Origin of the sequence: Nostoc linckia z4, from assembly GCF_002608075.1 — a bacterium.
Taxonomy (GTDB): domain Bacteria; phylum Cyanobacteriota; class Cyanobacteriia; order Cyanobacteriales; family Nostocaceae; genus Nostoc; species Nostoc linckia.
Map to the genome: position 1 here is coordinate 155,251 of NZ_LAHA01000005.1, position 15,896 is coordinate 171,146.

Here is a 15,896-nt window from a genome sequence, read left to right on the forward strand (position 1 = left end):
TCCTAGACCTTTGCCTCAATTGAGACTTACCCAATCCTTAGGCGCGATCGCAATAATTACCTTTGTGAGCGTTGGCTGTGTGGATGTAGGGCAAGAATCTAGCCTTGCACCTGAAAAATTGCCAAGTGTTCTTCGCCTTTGCGACTGGCGATGGAATCCTTTGCAGCTTTGAACAGGATGATATCAAAGTAGGGTGAAAAACTATCCAAAATTTCCTGTGGCTTGACGCCAAACGGGGGGCCATCTAACCGACTATGGGTAAAAAACAGGGCAATCAGTTGACCATTGGGACGTAGTAAGTTTTTTATAAGCTGTACATATTGCGATCGCAACGTTGGATCGATGGCACAAAAACAAGTATGTTCTAACACGTAATCAAAACTATGTAGAAACTCTGCTTGCAATTCAAAAATGTTGCGTTGTAAAAATTGAACGTTCAGTTCTCGTGCTTTGGCAATAGTAGAAGCACGGGCAATGGCGCTGGTAGCAAAATCAAACCCAATGACATCAAACCCTGCTGTTGAAAATAACATCGCATCGTGTCCGCTTCCACAGCCTAAAACTGCCATTTGTCCAGGCTTGGGGGCTTGCCCTGATGCCAGAAGATTGATAAATGGTGGAGCTGGACAGCCCAAATCCCAAGGGTCTCGATTTTCTTGATACCGTTTTTCCCAAGCTTCAGCGCTGAGGTCAATCATGATGGAATTCTACTTTAGGAGGCAGGGAGGCAGAGGGGCAGGGGGTAGGAGCGAAAGGCTTTTGGGATTTTGCTAAAGATGCGGTAATCATAAGTGATTAGCCCTTGAGCAGAACATTATATGATAGATGGATGGCCAAAAAGCTTATCTACTAACTATTTGACTATCCAAAACCTCAAATCCAAAATCTAAAATCTAAAATCCAAAATAGAACGAGTTAAATCCAAATATCTGAAGTGCAATCACCGCCAGGATAGCGCATCTCATGGGCACGAGAGGGGCCTGCTGGTTCTTTGCCAAAATCAACGTAGAAGTCTTCGTTAATTTTGAGTCCACCATTTTCGGTGTCACAATCAATCTGTAATAAATATGAGCCGGTCTTGGATAAATCGGGATAAAACTGATTATCCCAAGTACTAAATAGGGAATTTGTCACATAAAGCCGTTTACCATCCAGACTCAGCTGTAGCATTTGCGGCCCGCCAGCCAGTTTATGACCTTGAACTTCACCACTGTTACCTAGCAAACCACCGCACCAAACTTGACCAGTGAGTCGAGGATGGGATGGATCGCTGATATCATACTGACGGATATCTCCATGTAACCAATTGGAAAAGTAAATGTAGCGATCGCACATTGAAATCAAAATATCAGTAATCAATGATGGCACTGGTATCGGCCAACCTGCCACTTCTACCGCAGGGATATCAATTACTTTCTCTATTTGCCAATGGCCATTTGGTTTTTGCCAATGCCAAACATTACTACTCAGTGCTGCGGCTACAAATCCATGAGTGCTGTCGGGGTTGTGGTGAAAGCGCACTTCTAAGGGAATTAATCCTTCTTGTCCTAAATCAAAACTTTGGATAATTTCTCGTGTTGACCAATTCCAAAAATGTACGTGATGACCATAGTTATCAGCTGCTATGTCGTTGAGGTCAAAACCAGGATAATAGGTTTTAGGTGCGCCCCATTCGCTACTCACCATAATGTTATGACGCGGCTGATACCAAAAGTCATAGTTAAATCGCATACCTTGGGTTTGATGTTCCCAACGTCCAGCAATGTCAAAATTGTCATCCAGTAACAAAAAGCCACCAGGGCCATTTCCCTCACTGTCCCCCAGCATAGAAATCATGACATGGCCATCTGCGAGACAGTGGACTGTATGGGGCGCAGTTAAATTAGTCTTTTCTTTAATTTCTTCTGGTTCAATGACCTTGTGCAGTTTTGGGGCTTTGGTATCTGCGGTATCAACAATATAAATGCGGCTAGAACGTTGTCCGGGGATAACGGTAAATCTGCGGGATTTACTAGCATCACCGTGACAAGAACTACAAGCATTCCAGCCAAAGTGATGTAATTCATCACCAATGTAAGGCATCGATAGACGATGAATTATTTGGGAATAGGTTGGAGAATTGGGGTCAACGTCTACGGTGGCGAGATAATCTGGTTCTTCGATACCAGTACCAGTATAAAGGGCGATGGCATAAAGCACCTTTTCTCTTTGGGCTTTGGTGGCTGCTTCTGGAGAAGCATAGCCAGGGCCACAACAAGCATGAGTCATAGTTTTACACTTTATACTATTTCACTTATTGATAGGACTTACGCAACGCCGATATTGTCATTGCGACCGTAACGGAGTGTAGGGAAGCAATCCCAGCATCAGGGGGATTACTTCTCTACGAGACCTGTGCGTAGCTTGCTTCTCGGTAGGAGTAAACTATCGCTCGTAATGACGGAATTACGTTATTTTTGCGTAAGTTCTGATTGATACAAATCATTCATTCTGCTCCCCCTGCTCAAGAGCCTCAAGAACTTGCTTAAATGTATCAATAATTAAAGTAAAACGGTATTAGGGACTTCCAAGTAAAAAAATATTCCATAGAAGGCTGTTGACTGTGAACCGTCAATAGGAGCCACTGATGGATACGTAGTGGTTTGCCAACCCAAAAATGCGCTTCTTTCGGGCTGGGGAAAGGGAAATGGGTAAAGGGTAAGAGATTTAAAACCTTTCCCCTTTACCCTTTCCCCTTTACCCCGCCCGCTAAGTCACGAGAGCAAACTACTAGCTTACAACAAGCCCCGATAACGAATAAAAACCAAAACCGCTGCCCAGGAACCCAAGGCGACTTTTACAGCAACCAAAATATTCAGCAAAGGAATAACTCCCCCACTGACAAGTGCGCCCAATTCTCCGTGCGGTAACTCTACTCCTGCTAGAGTGATAACCGCTAGTACGATAAAAACCAGAACCGAAACTTTTTCCCATGTAGCAGCGTGCCAACGTTGGTAGATTTCTTGCATCCATTGTGGTGATGAAGTAATGGCAATCAAACCAATGGCTGTTCCCCCTGCGACTCCGGCGGCAAAACCACCCCCCGGACTGAGATGCCCGCGAATAGCTAACTCGATACTGACTAAGGCGGAAATTGTGGCTCCGAGACGCGCCAAAACAATGGATGGTTGGTCAGTGAAACTATGGATTTTTTGAGATGGCTTTTCATTGGCCAGCAAAAAGTAGACACCCATAATGGCGATCGTAAATACCACCACCTCAAAAATAGTGTCATACAGTCGATTTCTGAGAATGATACCCGAAACTGCATTGGGTATCCCACTATCTTGTACAACCGCTTCGACGATAGAGATATCCGGTAAGTCTGCTGCTGGATTGGGTATGACGATAAATTTGATATATAGCGCTATGCCCGCAGCAATGTAAACCCATTTCATATCTACTTTGTCCCTGAATTTGGTGTACTCATAGTTCCTAAGGTCAGAGTATTTTCATCTGCTGCTTGTTTTGTGAAAATTGGTGTTACATAGGTCAGGGTTGTGGTTGGTGAGGAAAGTTCGGTTTGCACGATCTCATAAATGCGCCGTACCCTGGTTGCAGTCTGATAGGGTGGCTTTTCTTCCTCAGAGGCTTCTTCATGTTGCGATCGCTCCTGTGGAAAACAGCTAGCATGAATTTCTTTGTCCAACAGTGCTTGCTGTAAAGTTTGTATATCGCTATAGCTGACTAGCTCCAGACGCATGTGGCGTTTGCCAAGAATTGTGCGTAAGTCATTCATCAGTTGCCCAAAAAGACCATCGTCATCTGCTTGCTCTTGGAGTACACCAAGACGCATCACCAACGATGAACGCACCGCCACCGCATACAGTGTAATTGCCAGCATAGTACCCACCAAGGCTTCAGTCAAAGCAACATCGGGAGCGCCTAGAACCGCATATACCATTGCTGCCACTGCTCCTAAGATGCCACGGATGACTAAGGCATGGTATGGATTAGTCTGAAATACCACCATACAGGCACTTAAGGGTAGCAGAGCGACGATTATATAAAGATAACTATCATTCATAGCTACTCCTGCTACTGGAACAGTAAGCCAACACATACCCCAGCACTGTATTCCAAATGGCTAAGCAAATCAGAGCCAGAATCAGCAGTGGCCATTCGCTGGGTATTTTTAAAAGCAAGCCGAAGATGATACTCATCGACCCCAGGGTATCCGCAACCGAAAGACTATGGAGCTTGAACAATAGCGATCGCTTTCCCAGCAGGTGAGAAGTTCCCCAAAACCAAAAGAACAGTCCTACACCTATGCACAAATAACTGATAAAGTCAATCATATTTCATTCATTCGTTTGAGTACATGAGCCAGCAACATTAATCCAGCATTCCCTACACTCAAGATAATGACGCTGCCAACACCAATCATCCAATCATCACGCAACACCGATACCACCAGGATAGTGATTGAAGTTTTGGTGGCAATACTGGCAAATGCCAACATTTTCTGCCAAATATCTTCATCCTGCCAAGCCTCATAGATGGGTATCAGCAGGGCTAAAATCATTGCAATTAATACCAGATTCAGATTCATGTTTTTTTCCTCCGTCGCACCCGGTGTACTTCGTACCATCCATCTTCGTGGTATTTCAAGACAATGGTTTTTGGTGTAAAGGTAATCAGGAATATATCCAGGAATATCAGTCCTGGTGTGCGTCCTGGTTTAACTCGTTCCATTGTGATTTCTTCGTATTTATGAGGACGGATGATGATTTCAATTGCCTCAAAATACGCTTGGGGAATTGCTACTAAAACTTCACCCAGCACACGCAGCCAATCTTTTAATGCTTCCTTGGCTCTTTGACGACCAGGCAATAGCAATGCGACACTGATGCCAATGATGATATTCACCACAGTGAAATCGGCAGTGAGCAGAAACCAAATCACCAGTCGCAATATGAGATTTAGATGCCCAACCATGCAAATCCCTTCCAAAACAGTAGAATTAAAATCAGACTCATAACGCCGATTAAATGGTCAAACTGCTCCAACACGCGCGGTAGTTTGAGTGCTAAACGTTTAAAAATTAGCCAGTAAGCTAACCATCCAATGCCAATGGTTGCCAGGGGTTTGATGATATTCTCGTAGGTATACGCCTCATAGTACACAATATTAGCCACAACCAAACCCCCGATTAACAGAATAACTGCTCCCCAGAAACCAGGTTTTACATTGGCGTTTCCTCCACGGGGCAGAAAGATGAATTTGGCAAAGGATATTGCTGTTCCCAGGGCTGCAACATTCATGGCGATGGCTTGCCAAGGTAGCAAATTTTTAGTTGTCAACACCTTTGCGCCAAACCCAGACAACAAAGGAAAGCCGGAAATGGAGAAACTGGCCATTACTAGGGCAATCCAAACTGGAGTAGCGATCGCTTGATGTTGCAGTTCCTTGAAGTTTCGACTTGGTAAAGCACCCGCGATTAAAAACAATACAGCTTTGACTAATCCGTGGGTGAGGGCATAAAATCCGCCAACTTTTGGTGCAGCCAAGATAAAGCCTAATTGGGAAACCGTGTGAAAGGCCAGCATCCGCTTAGTATCTTTTTCAAACACTGCATAAAACACCCCTAAAAGGGCGGTGCAAACTCCGAAGGTTCTCACCATCGGGTCAATTTCATCTACCATTAAGGCACAGCGCACTAATGGATAGACGCCAGCTTTCACCACAACTCCCGACAGCATCGCCGACACTGGCGTTTCTGATTCCGAGTGAGTCAATGGCAACCATAATCCAGATACAAAAATTCCTCCTTTTGTCAAGAGTCCCAAAAAAATTAGGGCAAGTGCCTCGGTGGGTGCTACCCGCAAACCTGCAAAACTAAAGGAATGATCTGCTTGGTAAACCAGCACTGCGCCAACCAGATAAAACAGCATTGCCACATTGCTGATAAACAGATAGCGTAAGCCCACCCAAATCGAGCGATCGCTCCGGGGATAGGCAATCAACAGAAACGCCGCAATCCCGCTGACTTCTAGGGCGACGTATAAACTAATTAAATCTGCACAGACAAACGCCGCGTTGACGCTGCCATGTAAAATGATCGTCTGTGCATAAAAAAAAGCTGTCTTATCGCTGTGCCAACAATAAAGGATGACTGCCGCCGTTACCAAGGCATTAGTCAAGATAAAGTAGCCACTTATTTGGTCTATTGCTAAAATAACGCCGAAATTATCCAGCAATTTTAGTGTTAGTGGCGACTGATTGAAAAATAACTGCAACCCATATGCCAACGAAGCCAAACAAACCCACATTGCAACGTATTTGTCAAGCTTAGGAAGCAGATAAATGAGGAACCCGAAAAAAAAGGGTAATGCAATCCAGACGATTGTAATCGTACTCATGGTGTATTATTCCTCTCGATCTCGTCGGTTTCCAAGGTCGGGTTATCCCCTGCTAACTTCATAACACCGACGAGCATTAAAGCCTGAATCGAAAATCCGATGACAATGGCCGTCAATATCACGGCTTGGGGAACCGGATCGGCATATGCACGATTTTGGATGTTTGAAATAATTGGTGTGAAGAAACCATCTCGCGATGCAATTAGCACGTAATAGGCAATAACCCCCGTACTCATGACATCCATAGAGATGATTTTCATTACAAGATTTTTTTTGAGGATAATACCAAAAAATCCGCACAATATTGTGGCGAATATACAAGCTTCTAACACGGTAATTGCCTAAAAATTTTAGATTTGAAATTTTGGATTAGTCCTATCCAAGTAGGGGGTGACAAAAGGCAAAAAGGTGATAAATTTATGATTATTTTTTGCCTTTTGCCTTACTGTACTAACTGATTAAATTGGCTTCCTCTAAAGATTCTTTTTCTTTTGGTGATTGTTTAAATGCCAACCTTAATAAAGGCGGTGCTAAGAAGGTTGTCAAAATCACCATAATTACAATGGCAGCTTGCAATGGTTTATCAAGGGTACCACTAGCTGCACCAATTCCGGCAAACACTAACCCAACTTCCCCACGGGGAATCATTCCGATACCGACGGCTAAGCGATTAATTCCAGCTTGACCAAAAATCGACCAACCTGTGACGACTTTACCAATAATCGCCACCACAATTAAAAAAGTAGAAATTATTAATCCTTCTCGATTTCCTGGAACTAAAGGATTAAGCACGCCCAAATCAACTTTTGCACCAACTGTCACAAAGAAAACTGGTACTAAAATATCGGCAATCGGTTTTACCTGCTCATCTAATTCTTTGCGTTTATCAGTTTCATCCAAAACTAAGCCAGCCGCAAATGCACCCAAAATAGCTTCCAAATGAATGGCATTACCTAAAAAAGCCATGAAAAAGGCAAAGATAAAGGCTGGGATAATTAAGTTACCTCGTGTTTGCAATTTATTAGCAATGGTAACAAAACTTTGATTGAAATATTTACCCAGGAGAATTGAGCCAATGAGAAATACAGTAGCGCTGACAATCAGATAAATGACGTTGAATATATCAACTTCACCAGTTTTAGCCAGACTAGCAACCACCGCCAAGACGATGATACCCAAGATATCGTCAATGACTGCCGCACCTACAATAATCTGTCCTTCACGAGATTTTAATTGCCCAATTTCTGACAAAACTTTAGAGGTAATCCCAATACTAGTAGCTGTCAGGGCTGCACCTGCAAAAATCGCCGGAATTACTGGTGCATGAAATAACCAAATCAGTCCTGCTGTGCCAGCGGCAAAGGGAACGGCTACACCAACGCAAGCAACAATTGTTGCTTGATAACCGACTTTTTGTAATTCTTTTAAGTCTGATTCCAGACCAATTTCAAATAACAGAATGATGACACCTAGTTCGGCAAGAACAGAAACAACTTCACTCTGAGTTTGAAAAATTGATGTCAGTGCATCTGGAGTGAGATTGTTAATAAATTGCAGGATAGTCATGATGATGGAGTCACTTGCAGCTACTCCACTGTCAGGAAATACTACCAAATGCAGAGCAGAAGCACCTACAACTACACCACCGACTAATTCTCCTAATACAGGAGGTAAGTCCATCATTCTAGATAATTCGCCACCAATTTTACTTGCCAGATAAATGACTACTAAAGTTAGCAATACTCCAGTTAGGACAATGGGAGCATATTCCGCCTCATTGGTTGTTGCTAGTAAAGGAAGGAAATTTAACCAAGTAAATGAATTAGCCATTGGTTCCGAAAAAATCATGTTTTTATTCGTCTGATTGATTCAGTAGAGACGTTGCAGTGCAACGTCTCTACAAGGATAAATCAGGGGTTTTAGCGTCTAATCCACATAATGCGTAATTCTGAATTCCTAATATGTGTCGGTGTAGATACTAACCCCAGAGGTATCAGTAGTTGCATGAGGATTAACTAAAGCAACCGCCTGTTTAAGTGCATCCACACGTTCTATAAACATGTGATGCTGTGGAACAAACCTCGAAATACCAAACTTTTCTAAACGCCGTAGGACTTTGCCTGCTGCACCGACAATTAACACATGACGACGTTGTTCGCTAGCGTCCTTAATGGCATTTTCAATTGCCAAAGAAGCAGTCACACCCAACATGGGGACATCACTCAAATCCACAATCAACACATCAGAATCAGCCATTGCTGAGTGTTCGCGAGCGATCGCCTTTGATACGCCAAAAATCATCGGCCCGCTCAGGTAGAATAGCAGAACACGTCCATTAGCTAGATCGAGTAATTTTTTCTCTTCGTCATTCAAGACAATTGCATCATCAGTATCGCTAATTGTTTTCACTTCCTGAGCCTGTAATTCCGAAAGGCGATCGATTGTTAAAATGTTGGCAATGAAAACTCCGACGCCCACAGCAACAATCAAATCAACAAATACAGTCAGGAACAATACACCATACATGATGATTGTGCCTTTAAGAGATACCTTGTGAGCGCGTTTCAAAAAGCTCCAATCAAGAATGTCAATCCCCACTTTCAGCGCAATACCAGCTAACACCGCCATTGGGATGGGTTGAGTGACACTCGCAGCCCACAAAACCACAACTAATAAAATCACTGCGCGAGTTAAACCGGATAAAGCTGTAGTCGCACCAGTTTGGATATTCACTACAGTTCCCATCGTCGCACCAGCACCAGGTAGCCCTCCACACAAACCAGATATTAAATTACCAATACCTTGACCAATCAATTCTTTATCAGATTTGTGTTCTGTGCGAGTCAAACTGTCTGCAATTACCGCCGTTAATAGAGTATCAATACAACCCAACATCCCCAACATTGCCCCATCAACAATCATGACTGTGATTTGTCCGGGAGTAAAAGTTGGCATTTGCAATGTGGGCAATCCAACGGGGATTTCACCAATTCGCCTAATATCTGTACCGCCGAAGATGGTTAGAGAAACTATAGTTCCGATAATTAATGCCACCAATTGCGGAGGAGCAAAGCGCTTGAGTTTGGATGGCATTAAAAAAATAATTGCCAGTGTCAACAAGCCTAAAGCTGTTTCCGCAGGATTAATTTTAGTTAATAACTGAGGTAGATTTTGCACCATCCCCAGTACGCCACCTTTAGGATTTGGTTGACCGACAAAAGGAGCAATTTGCAAAATAATTAGAATCACCCCAATTCCAGACATGAAGCCGGAAATCACGCTGTAAGGCATCAGGGTAATATATTTACCCAACTTAAATATGCCAAAGAAAATTTGAAATATTCCCGCTAGCATAACTACGGTAAATGCCATTGCTAAGCCGTTTTCGGGATTAGCTGCGGTCATGGAACTGACAATTGCAGTCATAACTACAGTCATCGGCCCGGTTGGCTCAGAAATTAAGGTTGGTGTGCCACCAAATAAGGCTGCAAAAAAACCTACACAAACTGCGCCATAAAGACCAGCTACAGGCCCCGCACCGGAGGCGACACCGAATGCTAGGGCTAACGGCAAGGAAACGATGGCAGCTGTTAAACCACCGAATAAATCACCTTGCACGTTTCTAAAATGTATAGTATTTGTCAATGACATACTGGGTTTTGGTTACAAAAAAGCAAAAATTGGGTTTGTAAAAATTGCTAGCTACTTTGAGTAAGTTTCTTGTTTGATAGGCATAAAAAACAAGGCAAAAAACTCTATTTTTTGCAAAGCAGCAGACTATGATAGCCTTCTACATAGGAAATTCCTGGATGGGAATCCCTAAAATAGATCGGACTTGAGTCAAAGACATTTGAAAAATCGGACTCAAAAAACTTACAATTTATGTAAGTTTTATTTATCACCAGACTTAACGTGTTTAAAAATAGCTTACAGCTTTGTACGTCAATGTTGTTGATTTACAGGTATGAAGATTAAATTAATATTAAATTGGTTTCATAGATAAAAAGCTATGCCTCTAACGCGAAAGGCATAGCTTTTTTTACATGAGAGTGGGATAAAAAGTCCCTGGCTATACTTTGTACTCCTGCAAAGACCCCAACTTGCGAATTCCCGGCCAAATCATTGCTGTAGCAACTACTACTAAAATCGTGCCAATTCCACCACCAACCACTGAAATCACCGGGCCAAATAAGGCAGCAGTCAAGCCTGATTCAAAGCCTCCTAATTCATTTGAGGCACTAATAAATACGCTATTGATGGCAGCAACCCGCCCACGTAAACGATCTGGGGTTCTGATTTGAACTAGTGTATGGCGAATCACAACGCTGATACTATCAAGTGCCCCAGCAAGTATCAACATTAACATAGACAGCCAAAACGAACGAGAAAGTCCAAAGATAATTGTGACAACCCCAAAGCCAACCACTGACCATAATAAAGCCGGGCCTGCTTTCCGGAGTGGTGGTAAATATGCCAGGGTAATGGCCATAGTCAAAGCACCGATGGAATTCGCTGCTTGCAGGTATCCCAACTCCACTGGCCCTACATGTAAAATATCTTTGGCAAAGATGGGTAGTAATGCGATCGCACCACCCAACAATACAGCAAACATATCCAATGTAATTGCCGCTAAAATTAGCTGATTCTCCCAGACAAATTTAGCACCTGCGGCAAGGGCTTTGAGGGATATGGGTTCGCTGGAACGGATGCCTTTTTTCTCTGTAATTGCCAGTGTTAAAACGAAACACAACAAAGCGGCTATGGCGGCTGCTATGTATACTCCCGTAGCACTCCCCAACAGGGCAATTCCAAATCCTCCCAAGGCAGGGCCGATGACTGACGCCAACTGAAAGCTACTACTATTCCACGTAGCAGCGTTAGTAAAAGCACTGACAGGTATCAATTGCCACATGAGGGCATCACCGGCGGGTTTGAGGAATGCCCTCGCAACCCCTGTTAAAACTAAGCAGGCATAAATTAGAAAAACTCCACCCTGTGTATAGGAAAGTACTGCTAGACCAAGAGAACACAGAGCTAGTAACATGACTGAGAATAACATGATAACTTTGCGTTCGCGGCGATCGGCCACATCTCCAGCAATCAAGGTGAGGGCAATCATCGGTAAGACTTGCGCTAATCCTACACCACCTAAAACCAGAGGCGAGGCAGTACGCTCATAAAGTTCCCAGCCAATGGCTACGGTTTGCATTTGCGAGCCCACGAACAGCACTAAGCGTCCAATGGTAAATAATCGGTAGTCCCGAAACCTCAGGGCTGCAAAGGGGTCGTGCTGTGCAACAATAGGGTTATGGAGATTTGATTTCTGTTTGCTCGAAGACATTTTTGAGTAGAGCTAAGCCTTCTTCAATATTGGAAATTTGTTCTTCTGTCAGACCTTGGAGCAACTCGGTAATATGAGCGCGAGTTTGATCTTGGGATTGTTTGAGTTGCTGTTTTCCTTCTTCAGTGAGATTGAGCAGCACTCGCCGCCGCTCTTGAGGATCGGCATTGCGTTGGACAAAGTTGCGCTGTACTAGGCGTTCTATGGTCGCTGATGCTGTGGCAGAGGTGACACCCAAATGTTCTGCCAGGTCAGATAAGGAAGCACCGGGATTGCGATTGATGAATGCTAGCGATCGCAACTGGGGTATAGATAAAAAAGCGGCACTGTGGGCACGCATATCCGCTCGGATAAACCGCATCATTAATGGAACTGTTTCCATTACTCTGGCAGCACATTGTTCGGAAGTTGTACCTTGAGTCGGTTTATCCAAGGTCATGGGGTTGTTGTTCTCCTGATTACATTGCCACCCGTGGATAAAGTCGTCCAGCAATGATGGCTAAGATTATTAATGTTAACAAGAGAATTGTACAATCCAGACCAAAGCCATAGATGCTATTGCCATTAAGCAACATCGTGCCACGTAAGCCATCTACCTCATAAGTCAAAGGATTTAAATGGGAAATGAATTTTAACCATTCGGGCATCAAGGAAATAGGATAGATGGCATTGCTAGCAAAAAATAAGGGCATCGTTAATAATTGCCCAATACCAGTCATCCGTTCTCGCGTTTTTACCAAACAGCCAATAATTAAGGAAAAAACACAAAAGCAAGCCGCCCCCAGCATCACCAATAGTAGCACTTGCAGAATCGGTAGGGGATAGAGATTGAGTTTCACACCTAATAAAAATGCTAGTGTGTAAATCACCACCACCTGTGATAAGCATCGCACCCCACAGGCCAAGGCTTTACCCAATACCATCGCCACACGGGGTGTAGGACTAGCTAAGAATTTATGCACAATTCCTAAATCTCGTTCCCAAATCAGCGTCATCCCACCAGTGAAAATTGCCACAAACAGGACACTCTGAGCCAGAATCCCAGCAGAGATGAAATCCAAATAAGGTAAGTCCCCTGTGGAAATAGCGCGAGTGCGGGAGAAAACTTGCCCAAAAATCAGCAACCATAAGCTTGGTTGCACAGCTCGAACGATTAAATCAGTGGGATCGTGGCGGAGTTTGCGTACTTCCAATTCAGCGATCGCTAAAGTTTTCCTAACTAGCTCGCTAATTGCAGAGATGAAATTACGTCGGCGAGTCGGTTGTAGCTGTTGTACTTTAACCCAACCGCTGAGCTGTGCGTCTGGTTCTCGCTGTGTCACGGTAGTTGACTCCTGATGTTAACTGGTTGCCTGTGTAGTGAATAAAGACATCATCCAAGGTTGCGTTTGCTTTCCCCAAGGAAGCTTTTAAGTCGCTTGGTGCGCCTGTGGTCACGACTTCGCCTTGTTGCATAATTACCACTCGATCGCACAGATTATCTGCTTCTTCTAAAAAGTGGGTTGTTAAAAATATAGTTGTGCGGTAATCAGTACAGAGTTGTTGCACAAGTTCCCATACTTGCGTGCGGGCAATGGGGTCTAGTCCCACAGTCGGCTCATCCAAAAATAAAATTTGGGGTTGATGCAAAATCGATTGAGCAATTTCCAACTTGCGGATCATGCCACCAGAATAGGTGCGTACCAAGCGCTTAGCAGCATCTTGCAAACCCATGTACTCTAGAATTTCCCAAATGCGGCCATCGCGTCCTTTTTTCGGTATTTCATACAACTTCGCAAAGATTAACAGATTTTCATAACCCGTAAGACTGCCATCAGCAGACAACGCTTGGGGTACATAGCCGATGGCACGTCTCACAGGATCGGATTGACGAGTCACATCATAGCCGGCTAAGATTGCAGTCCCCTCACTGATAGGCAGTAATGTTGTCAGCATTTTGATTACTGTACTTTTACCCGCCCCGTTCGGCCCCAGCAGCCCAAATATTTCACCTTGTTCTACAGATATGTTCAGGTCATTAACAGCAGTAAACTTACCAAAACGGCGCGTCAATCCCTCGGTTTCCAAAATTAGGGATTTTGGCTCCTTAGAAGATAGCGATCGGTTTATTTTTCCCGTATATATTGTCACAACTTTCGATGCACTTAATTAATTAGAAAAACTAACTATTAGTTTCTCAATATATTTATCTGAAGTCAATAGTTCGCTAGCAGGAAAAAGGAAATAGGGCATTGGGTATTGGGCATTGGACAGAGGAGAAAAATTTGTACAACAACTCTCCCCTGCTCCCTCTCCCCCATCTCTCCAGACACATTATGTACAAAACACAGAGCAGAATTAATGAACTACCTTGACAGTATCGGTACAATCACCTTGTACCAGTTGCGTCAGTTATATAAATACACATGTACTATGATTTAGCGATCGCCTGTGCCAGTTGCGTAAGTACTGGTATTAAGAGTTTCCTTTCTACACAAATGTTTTCAGGAATCAAATCAGATTCCCATAGCAATCCCAAATAATTTGTGAAATATTACGTATTATGGTTTTTGACAGTCAACAGTCAACAGTCAACAATCAACAGTTAACACTGACATTCTTCACAACTCAAATAGCATTGCTATATGTATTTATCTGATTCTTTAACTTCCACAACTCCTCAATTCTGAATTGTGACTTGATACACAGGGTAATCTGATGAATTCGCCAAAAGATAACAGCCAACTTGAACGGCAAAAGCCAGTTTATCTAGAGCTAAATTTCCACATAGTTTGTGCAGTTTCTCTCATAGCTGTTATCGGAGTTTCTAGCATAACTCCAGCTTTTCCCCAGTTAGTTGACAAATTCAATATAAAGCTCAATGATTTGGGGTTATTGATTGCAATATTTACATTGCCTGGTTTAATTTTAGGGCCAATTATCGGAATTTTGGCTGATAGATGGGGTAGAAAGAAAATTATCGTACCTGCATTGTTTTTATTTGGCATTGCTGGTACAGCTTGCGCCTTTGCCCGCGATTTTAATTTACTGTTATACTTGCGTTTTTTACAAGGAATTGGTGTTGCTCCTTTGCTTTCTTTAAGTATCACCTTAATCGGCGATTTATATACCGGAAATAGACGTGCAGAGGCAATGGGTTACAGCGCAAGTATCAGTAGCATTGGCACCGCAACCTATCCCATAATTGGTGGTGCATTGGCCACAATGGGTTGGTATTATCCTTTTATGTTACCGATATTAGCAATTCCTCTAGGATTGCTTGTATTGTTTAGACTGAAGAACCCAGAACCACAAAGTAATGGCAATTTCAAAAGGTATTTAAGGAATGCAGGGAAAGTTCTCAAAAATCGTCAATTATTCGGACTATTTATTGCCAGCGCAGCTAACTTTGTTTTTCTTTATGGTATTCATATCACCTATCTACCGCTGTTAATTAATGATAACTTCAACGCGCCACCTACTATTATCGGCTTTTTACTTTCTAGCGTTTCCATATCAATTACCATCGCATCTACCCAGTTAGGCAAATTGGCTAGAAAATTTACCCCTACTAATTTAATTAGTGCCTCTTACATCTTTTATGGATTAGCGATGTTAATAATTCCTTTTGTGCCCAATCTTTGGTTACTATTAATTCCCAGTATAATTTTTGGTATCGGTCTTGGCATTGGTTTTCCTAGTATCCAAACCTTATTAGCAGATTTAGCACCAAAAGAATATTTAGCGACAATCATATCTGTCAACGGGACATTTTTCGGTTTAGGACAAACATTAGGGCCGCTGTTGATGGGCTACGTCTTTGATTTTGGTGGAATTACTAGCGTATATTATGCAGGAGCGGGTTTCGCAGTTGTGATGTTTTTTTTATTTAGGTACTGCATTTCCGTGTCATAAATTTTGATATCATCCCCCGGCTTTACGCGGTGGGGATTTCGAGTTATTAGTCATTAGTCATTAGTCAACAGTAGTTATATTGAATTTATTGTATTCAATTACATTGAGCGAAACTTAAGTGTAATACTAATGACTAATGACGACTTGGCGACAATTCCTCCCATAGCAATCCCAAATAATTTATGAAATATTACGTGTTAGGGTTGTTGACTGTTAACCGTTGACAGTTAACACCGATATTGTTCACAACTGAAATAGGA

At 42.9% G+C, this 15,896-nt stretch carries 16 protein-coding genes; 1 reads left to right on the top strand and 15 read right to left on the bottom strand.

Annotated features, from left to right (window positions below):
* Nucleotides 1–98: 98 nt before the first annotated feature.
* The 15 genes from VF06_RS07280 to VF06_RS07350 all read right to left on the bottom strand — a co-directional run bounded on the left by VF06_RS07280 (nucleotide 99) and on the right by VF06_RS07350 (nucleotide 13,872).
* A complete protein-coding gene (locus VF06_RS07280; RefSeq protein ID WP_099071641.1) occupies nucleotides 99–698 on the bottom strand; it encodes a methyltransferase domain-containing protein in 600 nt (199 codons plus the stop codon).
* Nucleotides 699–915: 217 nt separating this feature from the next.
* Entirely contained in the window at nucleotides 916–2,268 is a 1,353-nt protein-coding gene (locus VF06_RS07285; protein WP_099071640.1) for a selenium-binding family protein, read from the bottom strand.
* Between the two features lie 506 nt (nucleotides 2,269–2,774).
* Nucleotides 2,775–3,437 (bottom strand): Na(+)/H(+) antiporter subunit B, encoded by a 663-nt coding sequence (locus tag VF06_RS07290; RefSeq protein WP_099071639.1) that lies wholly within the window; start codon nucleotides 3,435–3,437, stop codon nucleotides 2,775–2,777.
* A gap of 2 nt (nucleotides 3,438–3,439) precedes the next feature.
* On the bottom strand, nucleotides 3,440–4,066 hold the full coding sequence (locus VF06_RS07295; RefSeq protein WP_099071638.1) for a DUF4040 domain-containing protein: 627 nt from the start codon (nucleotides 4,064–4,066) through the stop codon (nucleotides 3,440–3,442).
* Nucleotides 4,059–4,337 carry a monovalent cation/H(+) antiporter subunit G gene (locus VF06_RS07300; protein WP_099071637.1) on the bottom strand — a complete coding sequence of 93 codons (279 nt, stop codon included), beginning with the start codon at nucleotides 4,335–4,337 and terminating at the stop codon, nucleotides 4,059–4,061. The genes VF06_RS07295 and VF06_RS07300 overlap by 8 nt, the downstream gene beginning before the upstream one ends.
* Nucleotides 4,334–4,591, bottom strand: coding sequence for a hypothetical protein (locus VF06_RS07305; RefSeq protein WP_099071636.1), 258 nt, complete (start codon nucleotides 4,589–4,591; stop codon nucleotides 4,334–4,336). Before VF06_RS07305 ends, VF06_RS07300 begins: the two co-directional genes overlap by 4 nt.
* On the bottom strand, nucleotides 4,588–4,977 hold the full coding sequence (locus VF06_RS07310) for a Na+/H+ antiporter subunit E (protein WP_099071635.1): 390 nt from the start codon (nucleotides 4,975–4,977) through the stop codon (nucleotides 4,588–4,590). Before VF06_RS07310 ends, VF06_RS07305 begins: the two co-directional genes overlap by 4 nt.
* Nucleotides 4,962–6,401 (bottom strand): cation:proton antiporter, encoded by a 1,440-nt coding sequence (locus VF06_RS07315; protein ID WP_099071634.1) that lies wholly within the window; start codon nucleotides 6,399–6,401, stop codon nucleotides 4,962–4,964. The genes VF06_RS07310 and VF06_RS07315 overlap by 16 nt, the downstream gene beginning before the upstream one ends.
* Complete coding sequence (locus VF06_RS07320; protein ID WP_099071633.1) at nucleotides 6,398–6,733, bottom strand: NADH-quinone oxidoreductase subunit K; 336 nt, start codon at nucleotides 6,731–6,733, stop codon at nucleotides 6,398–6,400. Before VF06_RS07320 ends, VF06_RS07315 begins: the two co-directional genes overlap by 4 nt.
* Before the next feature lie 118 nt (nucleotides 6,734–6,851).
* Nucleotides 6,852–8,249: a cation:proton antiporter gene (locus tag VF06_RS07325; protein ID WP_099071632.1), complete on the bottom strand. Its 1,398-nt coding sequence runs from the start codon at nucleotides 8,247–8,249 to the stop codon at nucleotides 6,852–6,854.
* 108 nt (nucleotides 8,250–8,357) lie between these two features.
* Nucleotides 8,358–10,052 (bottom strand): bicarbonate transporter BicA, encoded by a 1,695-nt coding sequence (bicA, locus tag VF06_RS07330; RefSeq protein ID WP_099071631.1) that lies wholly within the window; start codon nucleotides 10,050–10,052, stop codon nucleotides 8,358–8,360.
* A gap of 418 nt (nucleotides 10,053–10,470) precedes the next feature.
* Entirely contained in the window at nucleotides 10,471–11,742 is a 1,272-nt protein-coding gene (locus tag VF06_RS07335; protein ID WP_099071630.1) for an MFS transporter, read from the bottom strand.
* Nucleotides 11,708–12,181, bottom strand: a complete 474-nt coding sequence (locus tag VF06_RS07340; protein ID WP_099071629.1) for a MarR family winged helix-turn-helix transcriptional regulator — start codon at nucleotides 12,179–12,181, stop codon at nucleotides 11,708–11,710. The genes VF06_RS07335 and VF06_RS07340 overlap by 35 nt, the downstream gene beginning before the upstream one ends.
* Nucleotides 12,182–12,200: 19 nt before the next feature.
* Nucleotides 12,201–13,064 carry an ABC transporter permease gene (locus VF06_RS07345; RefSeq protein WP_099071628.1) on the bottom strand — a complete coding sequence of 288 codons (864 nt, stop codon included), beginning with the start codon at nucleotides 13,062–13,064 and terminating at the stop codon, nucleotides 12,201–12,203.
* Nucleotides 13,021–13,872 (bottom strand): ABC transporter ATP-binding protein, encoded by an 852-nt coding sequence (locus VF06_RS07350; RefSeq protein ID WP_099071627.1) that lies wholly within the window; start codon nucleotides 13,870–13,872, stop codon nucleotides 13,021–13,023. Before VF06_RS07350 ends, VF06_RS07345 begins: the two co-directional genes overlap by 44 nt.
* A gap of 567 nt (nucleotides 13,873–14,439) precedes the next feature.
* On the opposite strand from VF06_RS07350, the gene VF06_RS07355 reads away from it, so the two are divergent.
* Nucleotides 14,440–15,636, top strand: coding sequence for an MFS transporter (locus VF06_RS07355; RefSeq protein ID WP_099071626.1), 1,197 nt, complete (start codon nucleotides 14,440–14,442; stop codon nucleotides 15,634–15,636).
* Nucleotides 15,637–15,896 lie beyond the last annotated feature (260 nt).